General features: G+C 46.4%; 18 protein-coding genes. 15 read left to right on the top strand and 3 right to left on the bottom strand.

Annotated features, from left to right (window positions below; all coding sequences use genetic code 11):
• The 3 genes from B4F99_RS02025 to B4F99_RS02015 all read left to right on the top strand — a co-directional run.
• A partial coding sequence (locus B4F99_RS02025; protein ID WP_290755007.1) for a glutamate ligase domain-containing protein occupies positions 1-601 on the top strand: 601 nt, incomplete at its 5' end.
• Between the two features lie 70 nt (positions 602-671).
• The gene (locus tag B4F99_RS02020) at positions 672-4,271 is read left to right on the top strand and encodes a DUF5057 domain-containing protein (RefSeq protein ID WP_290755005.1); all 3,600 of its coding nucleotides are present in this window, start codon (positions 672-674) and stop codon (positions 4,269-4,271) included.
• Between the two features lie 18 nt (positions 4,272-4,289).
• Positions 4,290-4,976, top strand: coding sequence for an ankyrin repeat domain-containing protein (locus tag B4F99_RS02015; RefSeq protein WP_290755003.1), 687 nt, complete (start codon positions 4,290-4,292; stop codon positions 4,974-4,976).
• Positions 4,977-5,024: 48 nt separating this feature from the next.
• Here B4F99_RS02015 and B4F99_RS02010 read toward each other — a convergent pair whose 3' ends face one another.
• The 3 genes from B4F99_RS02010 to B4F99_RS02000 are packed head-to-tail and all read right to left on the bottom strand — an operon-like array spanning position 5,025 to position 7,725.
• Entirely contained in the window at positions 5,025-6,596 is a 1,572-nt protein-coding gene (locus tag B4F99_RS02010; RefSeq protein ID WP_214853009.1) for a type IV pilus modification PilV family protein, read from the bottom strand.
• Positions 6,597-6,614: 18 nt separating this feature from the next.
• Positions 6,615-7,235, bottom strand: coding sequence for a prepilin-type N-terminal cleavage/methylation domain-containing protein (locus tag B4F99_RS02005; RefSeq protein WP_290755001.1), 621 nt, complete (start codon positions 7,233-7,235; stop codon positions 6,615-6,617).
• Positions 7,198-7,725: a prepilin-type N-terminal cleavage/methylation domain-containing protein gene (locus B4F99_RS02000; protein ID WP_214853014.1), complete on the bottom strand. Its 528-nt coding sequence runs from the start codon at positions 7,723-7,725 to the stop codon at positions 7,198-7,200. Before B4F99_RS02000 ends, B4F99_RS02005 begins: the two co-directional genes overlap by 38 nt.
• Positions 7,726-7,918: 193 nt before the next feature.
• On the opposite strand from B4F99_RS02000, the gene B4F99_RS01995 reads away from it, so the two are divergent.
• From B4F99_RS01995 to B4F99_RS01940, 12 genes are all read left to right on the top strand, one after another.
• Entirely contained in the window at positions 7,919-9,283 is a 1,365-nt protein-coding gene (locus B4F99_RS01995) for a G5 domain-containing protein (protein ID WP_290754997.1), read from the top strand.
• 15 nt (positions 9,284-9,298) lie between these two features.
• A complete protein-coding gene (locus B4F99_RS01990) occupies positions 9,299-9,613 on the top strand; it encodes a hypothetical protein (protein ID WP_214853017.1) in 315 nt (104 codons plus the stop codon).
• 8 nt (positions 9,614-9,621) lie between these two features.
• On the top strand, positions 9,622-11,286 hold the full coding sequence (locus B4F99_RS01985; protein WP_214853019.1) for a GspE/PulE family protein: 1,665 nt from the start codon (positions 9,622-9,624) through the stop codon (positions 11,284-11,286).
• Positions 11,287-11,294: 8 nt separating this feature from the next.
• Positions 11,295-12,329, top strand: coding sequence for a type IV pilus twitching motility protein PilT (locus B4F99_RS01980; RefSeq protein WP_290754993.1), 1,035 nt, complete (start codon positions 11,295-11,297; stop codon positions 12,327-12,329).
• Between the two features lie 4 nt (positions 12,330-12,333).
• Positions 12,334-13,551 carry a type II secretion system F family protein gene (locus tag B4F99_RS01975; protein ID WP_290754991.1) on the top strand — a complete coding sequence of 406 codons (1,218 nt, stop codon included), beginning with the start codon at positions 12,334-12,336 and terminating at the stop codon, positions 13,549-13,551.
• A gap of 138 nt (positions 13,552-13,689) precedes the next feature.
• Positions 13,690-14,205, top strand: a complete 516-nt coding sequence (locus B4F99_RS01970; RefSeq protein ID WP_290754989.1) for a type II secretion system protein — start codon at positions 13,690-13,692, stop codon at positions 14,203-14,205.
• A gap of 57 nt (positions 14,206-14,262) precedes the next feature.
• Positions 14,263-15,018 (top strand): prepilin peptidase, encoded by a 756-nt coding sequence (locus tag B4F99_RS01965; RefSeq protein ID WP_290754987.1) that lies wholly within the window; start codon positions 14,263-14,265, stop codon positions 15,016-15,018.
• 18 nt (positions 15,019-15,036) lie between these two features.
• Positions 15,037-16,776, top strand: coding sequence for a fimbrial assembly protein (locus B4F99_RS01960; protein ID WP_290754985.1), 1,740 nt, complete (start codon positions 15,037-15,039; stop codon positions 16,774-16,776).
• A complete protein-coding gene (locus B4F99_RS01955; RefSeq protein WP_290754983.1) occupies positions 16,773-17,507 on the top strand; it encodes a hypothetical protein in 735 nt (244 codons plus the stop codon). The genes B4F99_RS01960 and B4F99_RS01955 overlap by 4 nt, the downstream gene beginning before the upstream one ends.
• Positions 17,508-17,614: 107 nt before the next feature.
• Positions 17,615-18,190, top strand: a complete 576-nt coding sequence (locus tag B4F99_RS01950; RefSeq protein ID WP_214853032.1) for a Maf family protein — start codon at positions 17,615-17,617, stop codon at positions 18,188-18,190.
• Between the two features lie 46 nt (positions 18,191-18,236).
• Positions 18,237-18,869 (top strand): RadC family protein, encoded by a 633-nt coding sequence (gene radC, locus B4F99_RS01945; protein WP_050677672.1) that lies wholly within the window; start codon positions 18,237-18,239, stop codon positions 18,867-18,869.
• A gap of 162 nt (positions 18,870-19,031) precedes the next feature.
• Positions 19,032-20,066 (top strand): rod shape-determining protein, encoded by a 1,035-nt coding sequence (locus B4F99_RS01940; RefSeq protein WP_029342258.1) that lies wholly within the window; start codon positions 19,032-19,034, stop codon positions 20,064-20,066.
• Positions 20,067-20,079 lie beyond the last annotated feature (13 nt).

Genomic DNA, 20,079 nt, shown 5'->3' with positions numbered 1-20,079 from the left:
GTATGCAACGTTGAAATGGAGTCAGGAAGCCATCATCCGTTACCGCTTAAAAGAGACGGGGACCTGGGCGACATATGATGGAATACCAGAGACGCGCTTAGGTCTTGAAGGCCATCATCAAGTCCATAATGCGGCGAACGCCGTCATTTGTGCGCGGCGACTCGGCTGGTCGAAGGCGGCAATCCGAAAAGGATTACGGGAGGCAAAACATCCGGGACGGTTTGAGATCATCTCGCGCAAACCACGAATCATTCTCGATGGTGCCCATAACCCGGAAGGCATCACGGCACTGGTTGAACGCTTAAAAGAGGAATCAAAGCCCGTGACGTTGCTCTGTTCGATTTTGCGTGACAAAGACCGGACGGCGATGCTAACGCAGTTACGTAGTATTACACCAGATATTTATGAGACGACATTTAATTTTCCGCGAGCGCGGACGATAGAGGAGTTAGAGCAAGAAGGCGCCAATGTAACGACGGTCGAAGCGTTCTTCAATCAATTAGAGATGGACCGGACATATGTCGTGACGGGATCACTCTATTTCATCAGTGAAGTGCGTCATTATTACGCTTCCATTTTTACAAAAAAGGGAAAATCCTGATTCTCTCGTTATAATGAAATGGGGGAGTATAGTCCCATATTTTGATGACACGATGAGGAGACGATAAATGATGAAGCAGTGGATCCGTCTAGCCTTAGCTACCTTACTGATTTTTTCAAGTTTTACGTATATACAGGAGCCACATTCTAAAGCCGCAACGGGTGAAAAGTTTAAGATTTTAGAAATACGTGATGAATGGTCGACGACGAATCGGATTGATCCGGAAACGACAATTGCGTCATTGTCACTATTAAAAGAGTTGAGTACTAGTCAATATGATGTCAAGATGATGACGGTCAAAGAGTTAAATGCGTCCCGTTTTCCATTAGATGGAGCGTTTGATGCGATTGTTTTTGATCCGTCTGTTTTTACAGGATTAGACCGTTATGCTGTAAAAGTTTCTGATACTTCGAAACAGCATAATACAAGTAGATTAGAAAATGACATTACGAAATTAAAAGCAAATGAGATTCTGACGAACTATATTCAAAAAGGACTGCCGGTCTTTTTGCACTCTGATGTGCTGACACATGCAACGAGTAATTTCACTTCGATTTTTAAGCAAAGCATGACATCTGGTGCTGCGATTGCCTACACGGATTCGAAACAAGTCGTCCTCCGACTAAAATCTGAAAAAATCGAGCGACCTCGTTTGAGCAAAGTAGCGGTTTCGCAAGCTGGTCAATCGTTAACATCGGTAGATAAAGCAGCACCGGCTTCACCAGATAAACCAATTGATTTTAATTTTACGCTTGATCAAACTACAGCTAATACACGTGTCCAGTTGTATATTGACTTTAATAGTAATGACCAATTCGATGAGTCAGAGAAAGTCGACGAGAAAGTAGCTACAGTTTCTGGTTCAGTATCGTATCGCTTTGATGCACCGAGCTATACGGGACCACGGAATTGGATGATTCGACTCGTAAGTGAAGATGGGCTGACGGATTATAAGATGGGAAGCTTTTTAATGCAGGACCAAGAAGTTAAAGCGAAAATTTTACAAGTCACGCGTTCTGGAACGACCGGTTCAATCAACGGTTTTATGAACTCAGGAACTTTACTAAAACAAGATGGGTTATATGACTTCAATGTAGAAGTCATTTCTGCGGACACGTTTAATAAAGCGTATGCCAGTAAAAATATAAATACATCCTATGATATGCTGATCTTCGGTTTTCAGGATTCGTATGGTGCAGCTTCACTCAGTGATCCTGCATCAGATGCTATTCTTAACTTCACGAATACAGGGCAAGGATTGATGCTGACACATGATACGATCTTTAGACCGGCACAATCCAGCAAACCAGAGCTATTCTGGGAAACAAAGTTTGTAGATCTCGCAGGTCAAAAGAACTTTACAAACATGGGTTACGCGGCACCTCGAACATCAGGTCAAGCCGTCAAACAAAATGCGGGCGTCATGACTTCCTATCCATTTGCCTTAGCTGATACGGTTGCTATCGCAACGACACACAATCAATATTTTGGTCTGGATCTTGAACAACCGGATTTGATTCCATGGTATAACATCCGGGAAAACAACCTTAGTAGTTCGAATCAGGCTGCCGGAAGAACAATTGGTGATGCGCGCAACCACTATTATATGTATACCAAAGGAAACGTTACGTATTCCGGAGCAGGACATACTTCGAGCTTTAATCAACAACAAGAAAAAGAACTATTCTCAAACACGATGTACCGCGCGTTCATTGGTGCGAACCATAAACCTTTAATAAAGAACATCTTACTAACGGATAAATCAAGTTATCTCGAGAACGAACCGTTGACGATCTCGTATCAAGTCAACGACTACGACCTACAAGATCGTGAGTTGAAGACACGTATCTATATTGATGATGAGAAAGTCTTTGAAAACAATAAGTTGAAAAACAACTCGTTCGTCAGTCAATCGTTCGATTCAAAGCTCAAAGGGAAGACGAGTGTGACGATCCGGATTGAAGCAGAAGATCAACGAGGTGCCAAAACAATTGAGACGCGGACCGTTCAAGTCGTTCGTCCAGCTGCGTCTATGCCTTTCGTCCTTTCACGCTCGATTGACCCAGCTACGATTCCAAAAGGGGAAACAGCGGATATCACCTACACCGTCAAAACGTCTCCGATGATGCAAAAGGATGCCATTGGTAACAACGGATACATCATGGGACAATTCTCGGTGACGATGGAAAATATCCTGTTCAACGAACAATTCCCAAGTAATCTTGAAATCTTATCAACGACTGGTCTGACTGGAGCGAATATTACAGGACAGACGATTAAAGGGAGACTCCCGGATATCGAATACGATGAGGCGATTTCAGGTGTTCATAAAGGGGAATGGATCGCAGATCAATCAGAAGTAACATTCACTGTCAAAGTACGTGCCAAAGATAATGCAGGAGTTCATGTACTTGATAAAAAAGACAATACGCTGACATCGACGAAAAACGTCTACCGAGATAAAAAGAACGGAAAAGATAAATCAACAACTGTCACCAATGATCCACAAGCTTTTCCGACGATTGGTTATGCACTAACACCATCCTATGCGACAAGTGCGAAAATTCCGTCCGTTAAGATGGATATCACAACACCATCATATAAAGTTTTACCAGAAATCAGTCCTATAGGTAGTCAGTACGGCACGTTAAAATGGTCAATCGTAGATTCAGAAATCGCATCCATCGATGAAGCTGGTGTCATCAAGCCGAAAAAAGTCGGGACGACACAGATTAAACTCGTCGTACCAGTCGGAAACGGTAAAGAGTTGACGGCGACTTCTGAACTCGTCATCAATGATGTGTTCGGAGGACTCATCGTCCGCAACGTGCCAGATACGTTATATATTGGCGAAACAAAATCAATGACAGGAATCGCTTCGATGGTTTCGGGAAGCAACACGCCGATTCAGTGGATCATAACGAATGATTCGCGGGTTACGACAAATGGTTTAACTAAGAATACGTTGGAGTTGACAGGAAAGACACCAGGCACAGTCACGGTCAAAGCGGTCGTACCTGCGACAGCTGGAAGCTCGACTTATCTTGCCCAATCAACGACGTATACGATTCAAGTGAAGTTGCCGGAATTATCCGTTTCCCCAAGTAATCTGGAACTGTGGGTTGGATCGAATCAAGATGTAACGGCGACGTTCAATCCGAACTATCCGTTACCATTTACGACTTCAACTGCTAGTAATGCAATTGAATTGAAACAGACAGCATCGGGTTATACGATCACGGGTAAAGTCGGCACACCAAACGGACCGGTCGAAGCGTTGTTGAAGTTAACTGATTTCCCGGATACAGTCGCGAAGACGCTTGTACGAGTACGTGAGAACCCACTTAATCTGACAGCCGATGATATCGCGATGACGATGAAGGATGATAAAAAATCACCGATTCTGCGCTGGTTCCCAGTGACGACGACAGAACGCTTCTATCGCTTAGAAGTGCTTCAGGGTAAGGAATACGTCAAAATTGATCCGACAGGACAAGCGCTACAACCACTTCGTCCAGGTGTGGCACGCATTAAAGTTACAGTATTAAAAGAAAACAAAGATGTGCTCGAAGTCATGAAAGACAATCAAAAAACACCACTAACGACGACATTCAAGGTAACGATTAGTTCTGAAGCAGGAACGTCAGACTTGGATGGAGATGTTTATTAAGAAGTGGGGACGCTATCTATGAAACGCAGACGAATCATTGTCGTCCTCTTGATTTTAATCATTATTGGAATCGGGGGGGCGATATATGTTACGAAATCAAATCAACAAGCAGCACTGGAACAAGGACTGCGTTCAGAAAAACCAGAACAACTTGCGAACGCATTAAAAGATGCTTCTTTATCAACAAAGAAGAAGGATCGTTACATTCGTCGCTTCCAGGAAACACTCGCTTTTGACAAAGCAAACCTCCTTCTTGATGAGCAGACCGTAAAAAATAAAGCGAACTGGTTTTATGCGGCGCAATTTGCGCCGCGTAGCACGGTCGCTGAATGGTTGGCAGAAGGTGCAAAAATCAGTCAACTGAATGCGCAAGGTCAGTCGGTTCTTCATGTGGCAACGAGTGTGAATCGATCGATTGATGCGTATGCTCTTTTGATAAAAAAAGCGTCTAAAAAAGAGCTCAATCGCATCGATGACTTTGGTCATACACCACTCTTTTATGCGACACTGGATCAAAATGAGGCAGCGATTGAACTGTTGTTAGAAGCAGGAGCTGATTCGAATCGTGGGAAAGAGAAACCGGTCTATGAAACGGTCAAACAAAATCGAAAAGATTTGTACGCCATGTTAGAACAGAACGGTGCAACGGTAGAAAGCAAAAAGGTGAAAAAGCTCGCTAAGCAATACCGTGCAACAAAATTCTAGTCAAAAAAGAGTCATTCGTCGCAAGCGAATGACTCTTTTTTATATGTGTTACGGTTGAACGCGTTTTGGTGTTTCGACATACAATTGGACAGCTCGATTGAGTGGAAGTAAGGCTGTTGGATTTTTTAATACTGTCGCATCATACGCCATTCGTAGACGGGATGCTTCAAAGTCAGAGGATTTGTTAGCGACCATCAGTTTTTCGAGTTCTTTTACGTTTGCAGGAAACGCATTTTCAGGTAAGTCCAATTTTCCACGATAGGCGTTGACTTCTAGATTACCCTTCGTAAAAATGCCACCGCGTACATTCATCGTCGAACCTACAGAGTAAATCGTATTTTTTTGATTGTCGTCACTATACAGAAACGCATTTAAATCAGGTGTAGTTGTTTGGGGCGTCGAAAATTTATTGACGCGGTTAATGACAAGATTTCCTTTGCTGAGTAAAATCAATGTATTTTGTTTAGCTGTTGAAGTCAGCCCTTGAATGTTTGCGTCATCCAGACGACTTGTTCCGGTCGCATAAATCGTCGTTGCAAATCCAACATTTCCTCGAATCAGTAAGTTGCCAAGAACGACGAGAGGACGTTTGATCTCGAGCGGCTGGGTCAAAGGATTCAAGGAAGAGATCGTTAAGTTGCCGTTAATGATTAAAGGTTCGAGTGTTTCTTGAACAAGATCATCTGTCAATGTCACAGTATTGTCTGTATTCAATGCTGGACTGATCATTTGTCGCTTCGTATCAAGTTCCGTTAAAAAAGGTCCCGTTAATATAGATTGTGGAATCGAGGAATTTTTTAATGTAGACGCGACTTGTGTAAGAGGCGTATTCACTGGTAATTTCAAGAAATCGTTCAACGCATAGTCAAAATCGAACGGAACGAGTGTTTCTTTCGTTGATACTAGCTCCGTTGCACCTTTCGGATCAAAAATCGTTTTATCACACACGAGGTAATCCCTACACTTCAATAATGGCTGAGTCTTCTCTTGGAAAACGCGTACCTGACCTGCGATGTAGGGAAGTGCTTTAGTATTAGTGAAGATTCCATCCTCGTCGTTGTATTTAAATATCGGGGTCGCAGTTGCTTGCAGGGCGTTGCGAGAAAAAATATTACCTTCGATCAAGGGAGCACCATTTAAGATGACTTGATCATCTGAACCTAACGTATAGTACAAAAAACTAGGAATCGCAGACAAATAGACACGTTGTCGATACGTTTTTTTGATTGCCGGCTGATCACCTTTTTGTTTTGAGACTGTCGCTGTTAAATCAAGCGCTTTGACACGAACGTTCGATGCGGTTTCATTCAGCTTGACGGTCACGTTCGGAACGATTGTTTTTAAGGGTAAAACGATAGAATTATCGATATTCTCAAACAATGCCTGAGAAGAAGTCGTTGGTGAAGTCCCAGTCGTCTTAGAGACGATATTCTGGAGGGAGGCGACTGCTAAATCAAGATCATTTTGTGTCGTCGTCTCGACATCGATATCCGTCTCGCGGATTTCGGTTAGGCGAGTTGACTGTAAACTGATGCCAATCGTCGCAACGGCGAGGACAGACAGGACGGTTAAAGTCACAAGAACGAAAAGTAATGTATAGCCTTGTTCGGATTTACGCATACCGTGTTCCTTTCTGAGTTAAAATCCAATCGTACTCGTGAAGGTCTGAACTTCCTCTTGATCTGTCGATTGAATTGTAGTTGTAATCGTTAAAATACCGTGAATGACGTAGCGACCCGGATACATTCCTGATGTAATGGTTTGATACTCCGGACTCGATAACTTGAACGTCTGTAGTAATTCAGTTTGGTCGTCGATTGACTGTGTCGCTGATTCATACGTTAGTTCGGTGCTGTCCAATGTTTGTTCTGCGAACGTATAACGAACGGGTGTCGCTTCTTTCTCTGAAGCAGATGCTTCTTCTGTTGCGTTAAAAGGTTCGAATCCACTGGCACGCTCAAGTAACCCAGTATCGGCGTTCAAGACAGGGAGTGTTCTTTTATAAAACGATAGCTGTTTTGCTTCATCGATCCGAATTGCATCAAATCCACCGATTTCATTTAATATGATACCGACGCGGCTATCAGCTTCACTACGCAGTTCACTGATGATTCCTGTTGCCCGAAAGCTTTTCGTACCAGAGATGAACACAGTCAGGATGACAGCACTGAAAATCGAGGCGATGACGATGGCGACGAGTAGTTCGACGAGCGAGAAGCCGTCATTTTGTTGTCGGAAAACTTTGATTGAGCGTCGCATTCGTAATCGATCCTTTCAATGATGTAATCGGTTCAGTAGTTCCTTCTATGTAGACGAATACATGGAGGTCAAGAAGATTCGGATTAACGACTCCTTCGAGTTTCCGAGGTGTCACACTGTATTTGACTTCAAAGTCAATGTTATTGATTTCAGGATTAGTAAAGATTGATGAACAAATAGCCGATAGTTCACAAGAAGGAGACGTGGGCTCTGGAATGACATATTTTCCATTCAGATAAGTAGCTTTGTCTGCTTGTTTTGATAAAGAACTGAAGGCGAAGGGTTCGTCACTTGTCGCTTCTAAAGCTTCTCGCTTGATATAAGAGGTTGCGTTTTTTGCCAGATAATTCGCGAACGTCAACTCCGTACTGTCGCGTGAGGCAGCTAGTGACTGAGAAAAAATGCTGATCAGAGAGACCGATATGATAGATAAGATCGTAATACTGACTAATACTTCGATTAGCGAAAAACCGCCTTGCTCGCGTTGCATGGATTCACCTCTACTTCATGATAGATGAGGATGAAAGATCCTAAATGATTTTTCTAGAAAATCAAAAACAGCACCTATTCACAGATCATGAAAGGATTTGTCAGGATAGGACTTATGTTTCATCATAATATTCATTATAATGGAAATACTAGGCACCTGAAATGATTAAATTCATACAGAAAGGAAACAGATGATGATTAATCCGAAGCGTTTTGCTATACATACACTTTTGCTACTAGTACTAGTAGCCTTGATTTACGTACCATCGTTTGCCTTGATTTCCTTTACCGGTAAAGCAACGGCACCTACGACGTTTTCTGAGACGGCACGGATTGGATCGGTTCCAGTCAGTGGCATGGATCGAAAGGAAGCACAATCGAAAGTTGAGAAAGCGATTACGGAGTGGACGAAGAAAACGCCGCTGACGACTGGAACGGGAGAAGAGACGACACCGATTCCAACAGAAGTCGTGACGATCAACGCCGCTGATTCTGTCAAAAAAGCTTCTTTGAAAAAAGGCGGAGACTTGATGGTTGCAGTAGACGAGGCAGCGCTAGAGAATTTTCTAGCGACACAGCCAATCAGTTACTCGGATGAGCAACTCGTTGCCTTTAAAACCTGGTTAATCGATACGAGCAAAACGTTACAGGAAGGAAACTTTGATCCTGCTCAATCAGAAGCTGCAGTCGATCCAACAGGGGAGGTCGTCTCGACGGTTTCATTCTCGACACGTTCTGCTGCTGAAGAACAGATGATCACGGCAATGATGAATGTCGAAATCAAGCCGGGACAATTGATGAATGTCAAGACGTACGGCATGGATGCAGTCGCAGGATCGTATGTCGGTAGCAAGCTATACGAACTGTTCGCAAAGACACCATTTGAAATCGTCGAACGGATGCCGCATGCGGCATTACCAGACGGCGTCACACTAGGATATGACGTCAAAATTGATGAGAAAACAGATTTTGCTGTTCGTAATACACAAGCATCCATCTATCGTGTCATTGCGACCCAAAACGGGAGCGATGTCACGCTTGAATTGCGAGGCACACCGTTCAAGGAAACGGTCACGACCGTTCTTGAAGGCGAAAAAACGATTCCATTCCGGACGATCACACGTTATTCTGCAACGCTTACGGCAGGAACGACGAGCGATACACAAGCGGGAGAAGAAGGGAAATCGATTGAAGTCTATCGCGTGACGAAGACGGCTCAAGGTGAGAAGAAGCAGTTATTGTCTCTTGATTTCTACAGCGCCATCCCGGCAATCGTCACAAAGAGTAGTCAAGAAGAACAAGCACCTGTCGTCGTACCTGAACCGGAAGATGACACGAACTCTGATGATTCTACGGATACGAATGATTCCAATGATTCAACGAAAACAGATGATACAGACAATCAAACGACGGATGAACCGCAGACAGATGGCGTCGAGACGCCGGATACACCAACGTCTCCGACAAGTCCGACGTCACCTGATACACCTGATAGTAACGAAACGGGTGATCCTGCTTCACCAGTAGAAGGTGAAACAACAGGAGAACCTGTCGGATAAGAAGGAGGAAACAAGATGAACTGGACGACGATAGCAATTGAACTAGGTATCATCATCGGTCTAGCGACAATCATCTGCGGTCTGATGTTTGCGGTGACGATCCCTTACGTGACGACTGTGACGACAAAAGCGATTTTATCCGTTGCGGCGATCTTGATCGTGACGTTGATCTATTTCAGTATTCAACTCGACTGGATCACGAACCCACTCGTTCTCGCCGGGATTGTCGTCTTATGTCTGTTGACCGCAGTCGTGACAAGTGTAGTTGATGAAAAACATCAAAAACCGGATGTGTTAGAGGAAGAAGAAACATGGCACGCGGAAGGATGACACGTTAAATGGCAATGAAACGAAAACGTTTAGGGGAAATGTTGATCGAAGAAAGCCTCGTGACGGAGCAACAAGTCGAAGAGGCGTTGACGGTCAAACGATCGACCGAAAAACTCGGGGATGCACTGCTTCGACTTGGTCACTTGACGGAACAACAATTACTAGAGGCACTGCATCATCAATTGAAGATTCCAATCATCCAGTTGTACAACTATCCAGTTGACGTCGCCGTCACGAAACTGATTTCAAAAGACCTCGCACAGCGACATACACTCGTTCCAGTTTACCGGGAAGGAAATCGTTTATTCATAGCTATGGCGGATCCGATGGATTTGATCGCGATCGATGATTTGCGGATGCAGACCGGTCTATCCATTGATGTCGGAATCGCGACGCGTGACGAAATCAGACGAACGATTCTGAAATACTACGACATTGATTCGTCGTTACGGGAGCTACTCGAATCCGATGACATGATGGAGTCGGATCAATCCCGTGATGTCGTGACACGCGAAGATGCACCCATCATCCGGCTCGTCAATCAAATTCTAGAGAACGCGATTGCTCAGCGTGCATCCGATATTCATATGGATCCGCAGGAAACGTCGATGACGATCCGGATTCGGATTGATGGAGAACTACGAACGGAGAACAATTATCCGAAGCAGATCCAAAGCATTCTGACGACCCGGATCAAAGTCATGAGTGAACTTGATATCACTGAGTCACGCTTGCCACAGGATGGACGGATTAAATATGTCTTTAACGGATTACCATATGATTTCCGTGTCTCGACCTTGCCAACTGTTTACGGTGAGAAGGTCGTTATCCGGATTCTTGACAGCTCGAACTCGAACATCTCGATTTCAAAAATCGGTTTTAGTTCGCGGAATGAATCACAGTTCCGGGAGATGCTGAAGCGCCCGAACGGCATCATCTTGATCACCGGTCCGACTGGGTCCGGGAAATCATCGACGTTGTATGCCGCGTTAAATGAGTTGAATGACGAGTCACGCAACATCATCACTGTTGAAGATCCGGTCGAGTATCAAGTCGATGGAATCAACCAAGTTCAAGTCAACGCGAAGATTGGGTTGACGTTTGCGAGTGGTCTTCGCTCGATTCTTCGTCAGGATCCGAACGTCGTCATGGTCGGGGAGATTCGCGACATCGAGACGGCTGAGATTTCGATTCGTGCTTCGCTAACAGGACACTTGGTTCTTTCGACTTTACACACGAACTCTGCCGTTAGTTCGATCACGCGATTGATTGACATGGGGGTCGAACCGTTCCTTGTTGCTGCTTCTGTCAGTGGATTGATTGCACAACGACTTGTTCGCCGTGTCTGCCGTGATTGTGGCGAAGTCCATCCGATTTCGAAACGAGAACAAGAGTTATTTGATCAAGAAGGAATCGAAGCGACGACGGTCATGCGTGGACGTGGTTGCTCGTCTTGTAATATGACGGGGTACCGTGGACGGGTTGCGATTCAAGAGGTCATCATGATTGATGAAGTGTTACGCCGGATGATCATGAATCAATCGACGGAAAGTGACATCACAGCGTACGTTAAGGAGCAAGGACAACGATTCCTGCTTGCAGATGGTCTATCAAAGGTCGCAGAAGGGATCACGACGACAGAAGAGATTTTACGGACGGTGATTTCAGAATGAATAGTACGATGGAACGAGCACAAATCGAAGATATCTTACGTTCGTCGAAAGAACGAGGAGCGTCCGATGTTCACTTGACGGCGGGATCACCACCCGTCTTTCGAATCAACGGAACGTTGACACCGTTTGGGACAGAAAAGATGAAACCGATCATCATTGATGGATTTGTCAGGTCTTTGATTACAGAAGAGATGTACCAACAGCTGAAACAGGACCGAGACATCGACTTTTCATTCGGTGTGACCGGTGTTGCCCGGTACCGGGTCAATTGTTTTTATCAACGGGGCGCTTTGTCAATGGCGTTTCGGACGATTCCGACAGAAGTACCGACACTTGAACAACTGGCGCTTCCGCCTGTCTTAAAACGATTCTTAACGAAACCACACGGGTTGATTCTCGTGACGGGTCCGACGGGTTCCGGGAAATCGACGACGCTTGCAGCGATGATTAATGAAATCAATCAGACGATGTATAAACGGATCATTACGCTCGAAGATCCGATTGAATACTTACATAGTCATCATAAAAGCCTAATCGATCAGCGAGAAATCGGGATCGATGCGCCGCGCTTTGCAACCGGCTTACGTTCAGCGCTCCGTCAAGATCCAGATGTCATTTTGCTCGGTGAGATGCGGGACCTTGAGACGATTGCGACCGCCGTGACGGCAGCGGAGACGGGTCACCTCGTCTTTGCAACGGTCCATACGTCGACGGCTGCCTCAACAGTCAGCCGAATCATCGATGTTTTCCCGTCAGAGCAACAAGATCAGATTCGAGCTCAACTGGCGAACGTCCTTGCGGGTGTCATCTCGCAACGCTTGATGCCGCGTGCAGACGGCACAGGACGCGTCGCTGCCCTTGAGATCATGGTCGATACACCAGCTGTCTCGAACTTGATTCGGACCGGTAAGGAATATCAGATTCAATCCGTCCTGCAGACGGGTAAACAATACGGCATGCAGACGATGCAGATGGCATTGCAGGATCTCGTCAGTCGGGGATTGATTCCGGCTTCTGCTGCATCACCGTACATATCGGGGTGAACACATGGCAGTATTCATTTATGAAGGTCGGACGATGGCCGGCAAACGAAAGAAAGGCAAGATTACAGCACTTACGAAACGAGAAGCCGCAGAACGGTTGCGGACGGATCAGATTGCTGTGACTTCGCTTCAAAAACAAGAGTCAAAAGGATTGAACACCGAGATTACGTTTCTCAGTGCAAAACCGAAAATTGAACATCTCGTCATGTATGCGCGTCAGTTCGCGACACTCGTCAGGTCTGGTGTCTCAATCGTCAAGGCGACGGAAATTCTGCGGAAGCAGACGGAGTCGAAACCACTCGAACGGGCACTCGTTGAGGTCGAAGATGACTTACGAAGTGGGATTCAGTTTTCGCAAGCGATTGAAAAACATCCACGAGTCTTTGATACATTCTTCGTCAGTATGGCGATGGCGGGAGAGGCAAGTGGGAATCTCGAGGAAGCACTTGATAACATCGTCACCCAGCTTGAAAAACAATATGAAATCAAAAGGAAAGTCATCTCGGCATTGATCTACCCAGCGGTTGTTTCACTCGTTGCCGTTGGGGTCGTCGTCTTCTTAATGATGAACGTCGTACCGACGTTTGCATCGATCTTTGATCAGCTCGGTAGTGAGTTGCCTTTGATCACGAAGCTCGTCGTCGCCGTATCGGATTTCTTCGTCGCGTACTGGTGGGTCATGTTGTTAATTGCTTTTGGATTAATTGGATTACTGTACTTTAATTTAAAAAACGAACGCCAACGACTATTTTTCGATCGCTTTTTATTAATTATTCCAGTTTTTGGTCCCCTGATCCAAAAGTCGCAGATTGCCTTGATGACCCGGGGGCTGTCCGTCCTGCTTAATGCTTCCGTCCCAATTTTAGCCTCACTCGACATCACGGAGCGAATCGTCACGAATCGGATCATCCGGAAAGGGATTGCGGGCGCCAATGAAGCGATGGCACGTGGCATTCCGATGCACGAACCACTTGAGAAAAACAAATATTTTCCACCTCTCATCACGCAGATGATTGCGATCGGGGAAGAGTCAGGACGTCTTGATACGATGCTGACGGAAGTCGCGAACTTCTACGAGACGGAGGTCGAAACGACGACAGATCGATTGAAGTCCATCATTGAACCGTTGCTGATCGTTGTCTTAGCCGCAATCGTTGGTGTCATCGTCATCGCAGTCGTCGTACCAATGTTTAAAATTTACTCGGATATACAAGCGAGTTGACAATTGTAAAAACATTTACCTGATGTGAAAAAAAGACATATTCTACAAAAAATATGGTGCTACTATAATAGTATTCATCTGGATAGTATTACCTACTAGCCAAAAACAGTGAAAAAGTACTAGGGAGGCATAACTAAAATGGTAGAACGTTTAAAAGAAATCTGGTTAGATGCAAAACAAATGCGCGATGAGCGCGGGTTGACGTTAATCGAGTTACTCGTCGTCGTCGTTATTTTAGGAATCATTGCTGCGATCGCAGTCGTCGCAATCGGTGGATTGATCGAGAACTCACGTAAGGATGCCGTTGTTTCGGATGCGAAGCAGTTAGTAGCTGCAGCAAAACTTTATACGTCTGCAAACCCAATGCAACCGGGTCAACAGATTAAGCTTGGTATCAGAGATGGTGGTAATGCAATTCCATCTAAAGATTCTAAAGATGCAAAGGCTAATGAAGATACACTAGATAAGTATATTGATGAAATGAAAGATTCATTGAATTCAGATGCGCAATATGCTTCTTCATATGTAGTTGTAACTGAAAAACAAGGTAAGTTTACTTATGAAGTTACTCTTTTAAGTGCTAAAAAAGGAAATACGTACTTTACTGGTGCTGAGCCAGGAGAGTTAAAACGAGCTGGAGTTACAGTAGAATAAACACTACCCCCTCCTTGGGGGTTTTTTTCTGAACTTTTTTGAAAGGGAGGTCGTGTCATGACGATCGTCTTCACGGTTTATTTTTTCTTGTTAGGCTTACTCATCACGTCGTTTACGAACGTCGTCGGTCTGCGCGTCCCGGTCGGGGAGTCGATCGTTCATCCGCGCTCTCATTGTCCGACGTGTGGACATGTTCTTGGACCGCTCGAACTAACACCGGTACTCGGTTACGCTGTGCTCGGTGGGAAGTGCCGCTCTTGCGGACAACCGATTTCAATCAAGTATCCAGCGCTTGAATTACTCGGAGGAATTCTTTACGCCTATGCCTTCTGGCAGTTCGGTTGGTCGATGGAACTGGCATTAACGCTCGTCCTGACGAGCTTGCTGTTCATCCTGACGATGTCGGACTTAGCTTACATGCTGATCCCGAATAAAATTTTACTCATCTTTTTGCCGATTGCCTTGATTGTGCGCTACCTTTCTCCACTCGAAAACTGGTATAATCCAATTATTGGTGGAATCGTCGGATTCGTTCTATTATTCGTCATCTTTCTTGCTTCCCAGCGTGGTATGGGGGCAGGGGATGTCAAGCTGTTCGGACTGCTCGGAATCTTCCTCGGACCGCTTCACGTCGTCATTGCCTTGTTCGTCTCGGCATTCGTCGGTTCTGTCCTTGGGTTAACGTTACTTGGACTCGGACGCGTGAAACGGAAACAACCCATTCCCTTCGTTCCGTCGATTGCCGTCGGGACATTACTGACATATTATTTTGCGGATGATTGGGTATCGTGGTACCTCGATTTACTGCTTTAAGAAAGGAAGAACGTACATATGGCGCAACGGCGTAAAGGTACATATATTTACTTTAATTTCACCGATGTCGCAATTTTCGGTGCAGTCGTCAAAAAAGGCGTCATCAAGCGCCGGGCAGTCGTCGCGCTGCCGCCAGGAACACTGCAAGGAGGCTGGTTGCAACCGGAAGCCTCGCTTGATTTCATCTTTGACGGGTTATTGACGAAGCTGAAAGTACCGCGTGGCTCGCAAGCGGTGCTGGCGCTCGATGGTTCACTCGTTCTCGCCCGGAAACTCGATATTCCGGAAACGATCGAGACAAATCAAATTCGCGGCTACCTGTTCATGGAAATCGGACATAGTATCGTCTTGCCGTTTGAAGAACCGTATTTTGATTACACAGTTCTGGAAGAAGAAGGCAAGCGAGAAATCATGCTCTATGCCGCGCCAAACGAGGCGCTGAAGCAATATACACAACTGTTCAAACAAAAGCATTTGCGACTCGTTGCTGCTGAACCACAACCACTCGCGACCTACTTCGGGATTGAAGCCCATCATCCGGTCGCAACGGAAGCCGATACGTTATTGATCTGGAATGCGAATGCAACGAACCATCAGCTGATCATCATTGAAGATCATGTGCCACGTCTGATTCGCTCCGTTGATACGTTTGCGGCTGACGCGTGGGATGTTGATGTCATCGACGATCAACTGCATTACCGTTACCGTTCGGATGACCCGACGGTCGAACTTGTCTTAGATGAAATGTTACTCGAGTTCTCACGTGTGCTCGATTTCTATCGTTTTTCGCTCGCGCGCGAAGGACGAGAGATCACGAATGTCGTCCTTGCCGGGGACTTCCCGTTCCGTGATGAACTGGCAACACGTTTCCGGTCGAACTTTGATTTAAGTCTCGATGAAATTCCAGATATGATGACGATCGACGGACAGTCAATTCCACGAGCGTACTTACCGCTCGCTGGTCTTGCTTCACCGCGAAAAGACCGGATCAACTTATTACCGGAAAACGACGAAGCACCGAAATATCCGCTTGTCGCTTCACTCATTCTGTTGTTGTTCGGCGGACTCGCTGGTGGTTATCTCTACTGGCAAACCGATCAATTCGCGGATCGCGTCGAGTCGACGAACGATCAAATCCAGATCGTCCGTCAACTGCAGTCGGAATCGGATCAATCAGCGAAACAAGAAGTCGCGCAACTTAAACAGACGGTCGAAGGACTCGAAACGACGCCTCGTCCTGCTGTACCGACGCTTGAACGGATTACCCGTTATCTCCCGGAACGCGGTTATATTCTTCAATTCGCCTATGGGGCAGATCATGCCGTGACGATGACGACCCAATTCGAAACGCTCGATGAACTGAACGATTTTTATCGTGAATTGTTGACGGATAAAGTCTTCTCAGGAACGAACCTTGCGAGTGTGACGACTCGGACGATGAATGAAAAGGCAGACGTCGTCACGACAACGACGGTTGATCCGACGACCGGACAAGAAGTCCCGACGACGGAAATTACACCGTCTGACGATGCCAAATCAGAAGAACCCCGTTATATCGGACAATTCTCGTTGAACGTCAACCCGACGGAAGTCGTCAAAGGCGAAACGAACGAAGCTGATCCGGCAGTACCAAAAGAAGATCAGCCGTCTGAATCGGAAACGGATAGCTCGACGGAAGCGACTCCTTCAACCGATCCGACGACGGAGACGACTGATCCGAATGTAACGACTGAAATCGAGGAGGTGCCGGACAATTGAAACGTTATAGTAGCTTCATCCTCCTCGGTCTAACGATCTTAATCGTTCTCGGTGCGGTCGGTTACTTCGGTTATACGACCTATACGACACACCAAACGTTGCAAGAAAAAGAAGCGACGTTGAAACGGGAACAGATGGTGCTCGAGCAAGCGAAAGCGAACGAACAAAAAGTCGACGTCGCTGAGTCGAGCTTCCTGCAACAAAAAGTCCCGGTGACGCCGTCAAATGATGACGTCATCGATGCGATCAACGCGTCAAGTCAGATTGCTGGTGTCAAAGTTCAGTCGATCACGTTTGGTCAGGCGACTACAACGCCAACGTCACAGTCACCGGTGACATCAACGCCTGCCGTTGACGGAGCAATGGCGACGGAGTCTGATCAAGATCAAGCGACAACAACTGCGGCGACAGGAACGACCACTGCGAATGCGACGCCACTTCCGGCATCGTTGACGGTTGAAGCCCCGTCGTATCTTGAATTAATGGCATTCTTAAAACAAATCGAGCGGACGGATCGAATCACGGTCTTACGCCAAATCCAGTTATCGGGACCGGAAGAACCGGGTCCGAGTAGCGGAACGCTTTTGCTTGAGGATGAGATGCTTTCATTCACAGTCGAGATTGAATCGTATTATCGTCCGGATTTGACGAAGTTGACGCCGGATAAACAAACACCACTCGAGGAGAAGACACCGAAGTCGGATCCATTTGTCGATGTGACAGGAAATTAAAAGAAAACAAGCGGTTCCTATGCTGTTAGGGACCGCTTGTTTTTTGTTAGACTATTCGATGACTCGAATTATCCGATTCGAAATTATCGGGAAAGAACGTGATACTAATGATAACGCAACCACACTTGATTCTAGCGTCGGCTTCACCGCGCAGGACGGAACTCCTGCAACAAATCGGAATCGCTCACGCAGTCGTACCAGCGAATGTCGTCGAAGAAGCGCCGTATCCGATGTCCCCGCATGAATACGTCCGTCATCTATCGCAAAAGAAAGCACGAGCGATTATGACAGACGGGGTCATTCTGGCTGCCGATACGGTCGTTGCAATTGACGATATGATTCTTGAGAAGCCAGCGGATATTTCTGAAGCGCGGGCGATGCTTGCGCGTCTGTCAGGACGTGCTCATGAAGTCGTGACAGGCGTGACGATTCGCTTCGGAGAGAAGGAAGAGACGTTCGATGTGACGACGCACGTCCGTTTTGGTTCATTACCAGACGAGTGGATGGAAGGCTATATCGCGACGAACGAGCCTTATGATAAAGCGGGCGGCTATGGCATTCAAGCGATGGGTGGTCTGTTCGTCGAGGCAATCGAGGGCGATTACTATAATGTCGTCGGACTGCCGATCCACGAGATCACAAAACGTCTCGCGTCCTTTGAAATCAAGCCGATGTTTGCGTAATCTTGAAACAGAGAGGTCGGATGCTGTGATTGAATGGCCGAAGGATATGGTTCAGTTGAAAGGCTTGGCACAAGCGACGACAGTCGAGTTACTGGCGTGTCTCGTCCGAAGTGGGACGCGCGACCGGACACCGCTTGAAATCGCGGAAGAATTACTGCACATCTATCCTTCGTTGATCGAACTCGAGGCAGCCGGAGTCGGTGGACTCGAGAAAGCACCGGGGGTCGGGAAGGCAAAGGCGTTGCAAATCATGGCGGGACTGGAACTCGGTCGTCGTCTCGTCACGGAACCGAAGTGGGTTCGACCGACGATCCGTTCACCGGAAGACGCAGCGGAGCTGTTGTTAGAAGAAATGCGCCTCTATCAACAGGAACATTTCATCTGCCTGTATTTGAATACGAAAAATGAGGTTGTCTCGAAAAAGACGTTATTCATTGGAGGATTGAACACGTCAATCGTCCACCCGCGAGACGTTTTCCGGGAAGCGATTCGCTGCTCGGCTGCGAACTTCATTGCCGTCCATAATCATCCGTCCGGTGATCCGACGCCAAGTCGGGAAGATATCGAGGTATCCGAGCGACTTGTTGAGGCAGGACGACTCATTGGAATCAGTTGTCTTGACCACATCATCATCGGGCATGGACAATTTATTAGTATGAAACAGCGCGGATTTATGTAAGAATAACGTCTGAAGGGAAAGTTTCGTTTCTTTCCGTCAGACGTTTTTTTGTGTGTTTTCTAAGGCGAACTGTAAACAAGCTGTAACGTTTTAACGCTTTCCAATGAAGGCTTTTCCGTTATAATTAGTGAAGTGTATTCTCAGAGAGGGGTTTTTTGAATAATGTTTGGATCATTCAGCCGTGAAATCGGCATTGACTTAGGTACGGCTAACACGCTCGTGTATGTAAAGGGGCAAGGAATCGTCGTCCGTGAACCGTCCGTCGTTGCTTTCCGTACGGATACAGGGAAAATTGAGGCGGTTGGTAATGCAGCAAAAAACATGATCGGTCGTACGCCGGGTAACGTGACTGCACGACGCCCGATGAAAGACGGGGTTATCGCGGATTATGAAACAACCGCTACGATGATCAAATATTTCATGGATCAAGCTTCAAAGAAAAAAGGCTTGTTCTCTTCTAAGACGAACGTCATGATCTGTGTACCAAGTGGTATTACATCGGTCGAAAAACGTGCGGTTGAAGATGCAGCGAAACTTGCGGGTGCGCGTGAAGCATACACGATCGAAGAACCATTCGCAGCAGCAATCGGTGCAGGTCTTCCGGTTTCAGAACCAACAGGATCGATGGTCGTTGATATCGGTGGTGGTACGACAGAAGTTGCTGTCATCTCACTCGGTGGTATCGTCACGAGCCAATCGATCCGTGTCGGTGGTGATGAGATGGATGAGTCGATCATTCGTTACATCAAATCGAAATACAACTTGATGATCGGGGAGCGGACAGCTGAGACGTTGAAAATGACGATCGGTTACGCTCGCATCGATGAAGAGTCAGAGAACGAAACGATGGAAATCCGTGGACGTGACCTCGTTACAGGTCTTCCGAAACAGATCGAAGTCACAAGTGCTGAAATTTGTGACGCGCTCTCAGATACGGTCGAAGCGATTCTTGCAGGTGTCAAGCACACGCTTGAGCAGACGCCTCCTGAATTATCAGCAGACGTCATGGACCGCGGTATCGTCCTGACAGGTGGTGGGGCGCTCTTGAAGAACCTCGACGCTGTCATCGAAGACGAAACACGTATTTTGACACTCGTTGCAGAAAATGCACTTGATTGTGTCGCAATCGGTACAGGAAAATCACTCGAGATGATGAATGTCCTTCGTTCGAAATCAGGCATCTCGCAAAAAAGATAAGGACGGGATGAGC

The sequence above is a fragment of the Exiguobacterium sp. UBA3491 genome (assembly GCF_002377745.1).
GTDB lineage: Bacteria > Bacillota > Bacilli > Exiguobacteriales > Exiguobacteriaceae > Exiguobacterium_A.
This window is presented reverse-complemented; position numbering and strand designations above follow the sequence as displayed.

Bases quoted from the DNA above. Each gene is read 5' to 3' on its own strand.
- B4F99_RS02020 (WP_290755005.1), top strand. From the start codon at position 672: ATGAAGCAGTGGATCCGTCTAGCCTTAGCTACCTTACTGATTTTTTCA.
- B4F99_RS02015 (WP_290755003.1), top strand. From the start codon at position 4,290: ATGAAACGCAGACGAATCATTGTCGTCCTCTTGATTTTAATCATTATT.
- B4F99_RS02010 (WP_214853009.1), bottom strand. From the start codon at position 6,596: ATGCGTAAATCCGAACAAGGCTATACATTACTTTTCGTTCTTGTGACT.
- B4F99_RS02005 (WP_290755001.1), bottom strand. From the start codon at position 7,235: ATGCGACGCTCAATCAAAGTTTTCCGACAACAAAATGACGGCTTCTCG.
- B4F99_RS02000 (WP_214853014.1), bottom strand. From the start codon at position 7,725: ATGCAACGCGAGCAAGGCGGTTTTTCGCTAATCGAAGTATTAGTCAGT.
- B4F99_RS01995 (WP_290754997.1), top strand. From the start codon at position 7,919: ATGATTAATCCGAAGCGTTTTGCTATACATACACTTTTGCTACTAGTA.
- B4F99_RS01990 (WP_214853017.1), top strand. From the start codon at position 9,299: ATGAACTGGACGACGATAGCAATTGAACTAGGTATCATCATCGGTCTA.
- B4F99_RS01985 (WP_214853019.1), top strand. From the start codon at position 9,622: ATGGCAATGAAACGAAAACGTTTAGGGGAAATGTTGATCGAAGAAAGC.
- B4F99_RS01980 (WP_290754993.1), top strand. From the start codon at position 11,295: ATGGAACGAGCACAAATCGAAGATATCTTACGTTCGTCGAAAGAACGA.
- B4F99_RS01975 (WP_290754991.1), top strand. From the start codon at position 12,334: ATGGCAGTATTCATTTATGAAGGTCGGACGATGGCCGGCAAACGAAAG.
- B4F99_RS01970 (WP_290754989.1), top strand. From the start codon at position 13,690: ATGGTAGAACGTTTAAAAGAAATCTGGTTAGATGCAAAACAAATGCGC.
- B4F99_RS01965 (WP_290754987.1), top strand. From the start codon at position 14,263: ATGACGATCGTCTTCACGGTTTATTTTTTCTTGTTAGGCTTACTCATC.
- B4F99_RS01960 (WP_290754985.1), top strand. From the start codon at position 15,037: ATGGCGCAACGGCGTAAAGGTACATATATTTACTTTAATTTCACCGAT.
- B4F99_RS01950 (WP_214853032.1), top strand. From the start codon at position 17,615: ATGATAACGCAACCACACTTGATTCTAGCGTCGGCTTCACCGCGCAGG.
- radC (WP_050677672.1), top strand. From the start codon at position 18,237: ATGGTTCAGTTGAAAGGCTTGGCACAAGCGACGACAGTCGAGTTACTG.
- B4F99_RS01940 (WP_029342258.1), top strand. From the start codon at position 19,032: ATGTTTGGATCATTCAGCCGTGAAATCGGCATTGACTTAGGTACGGCT.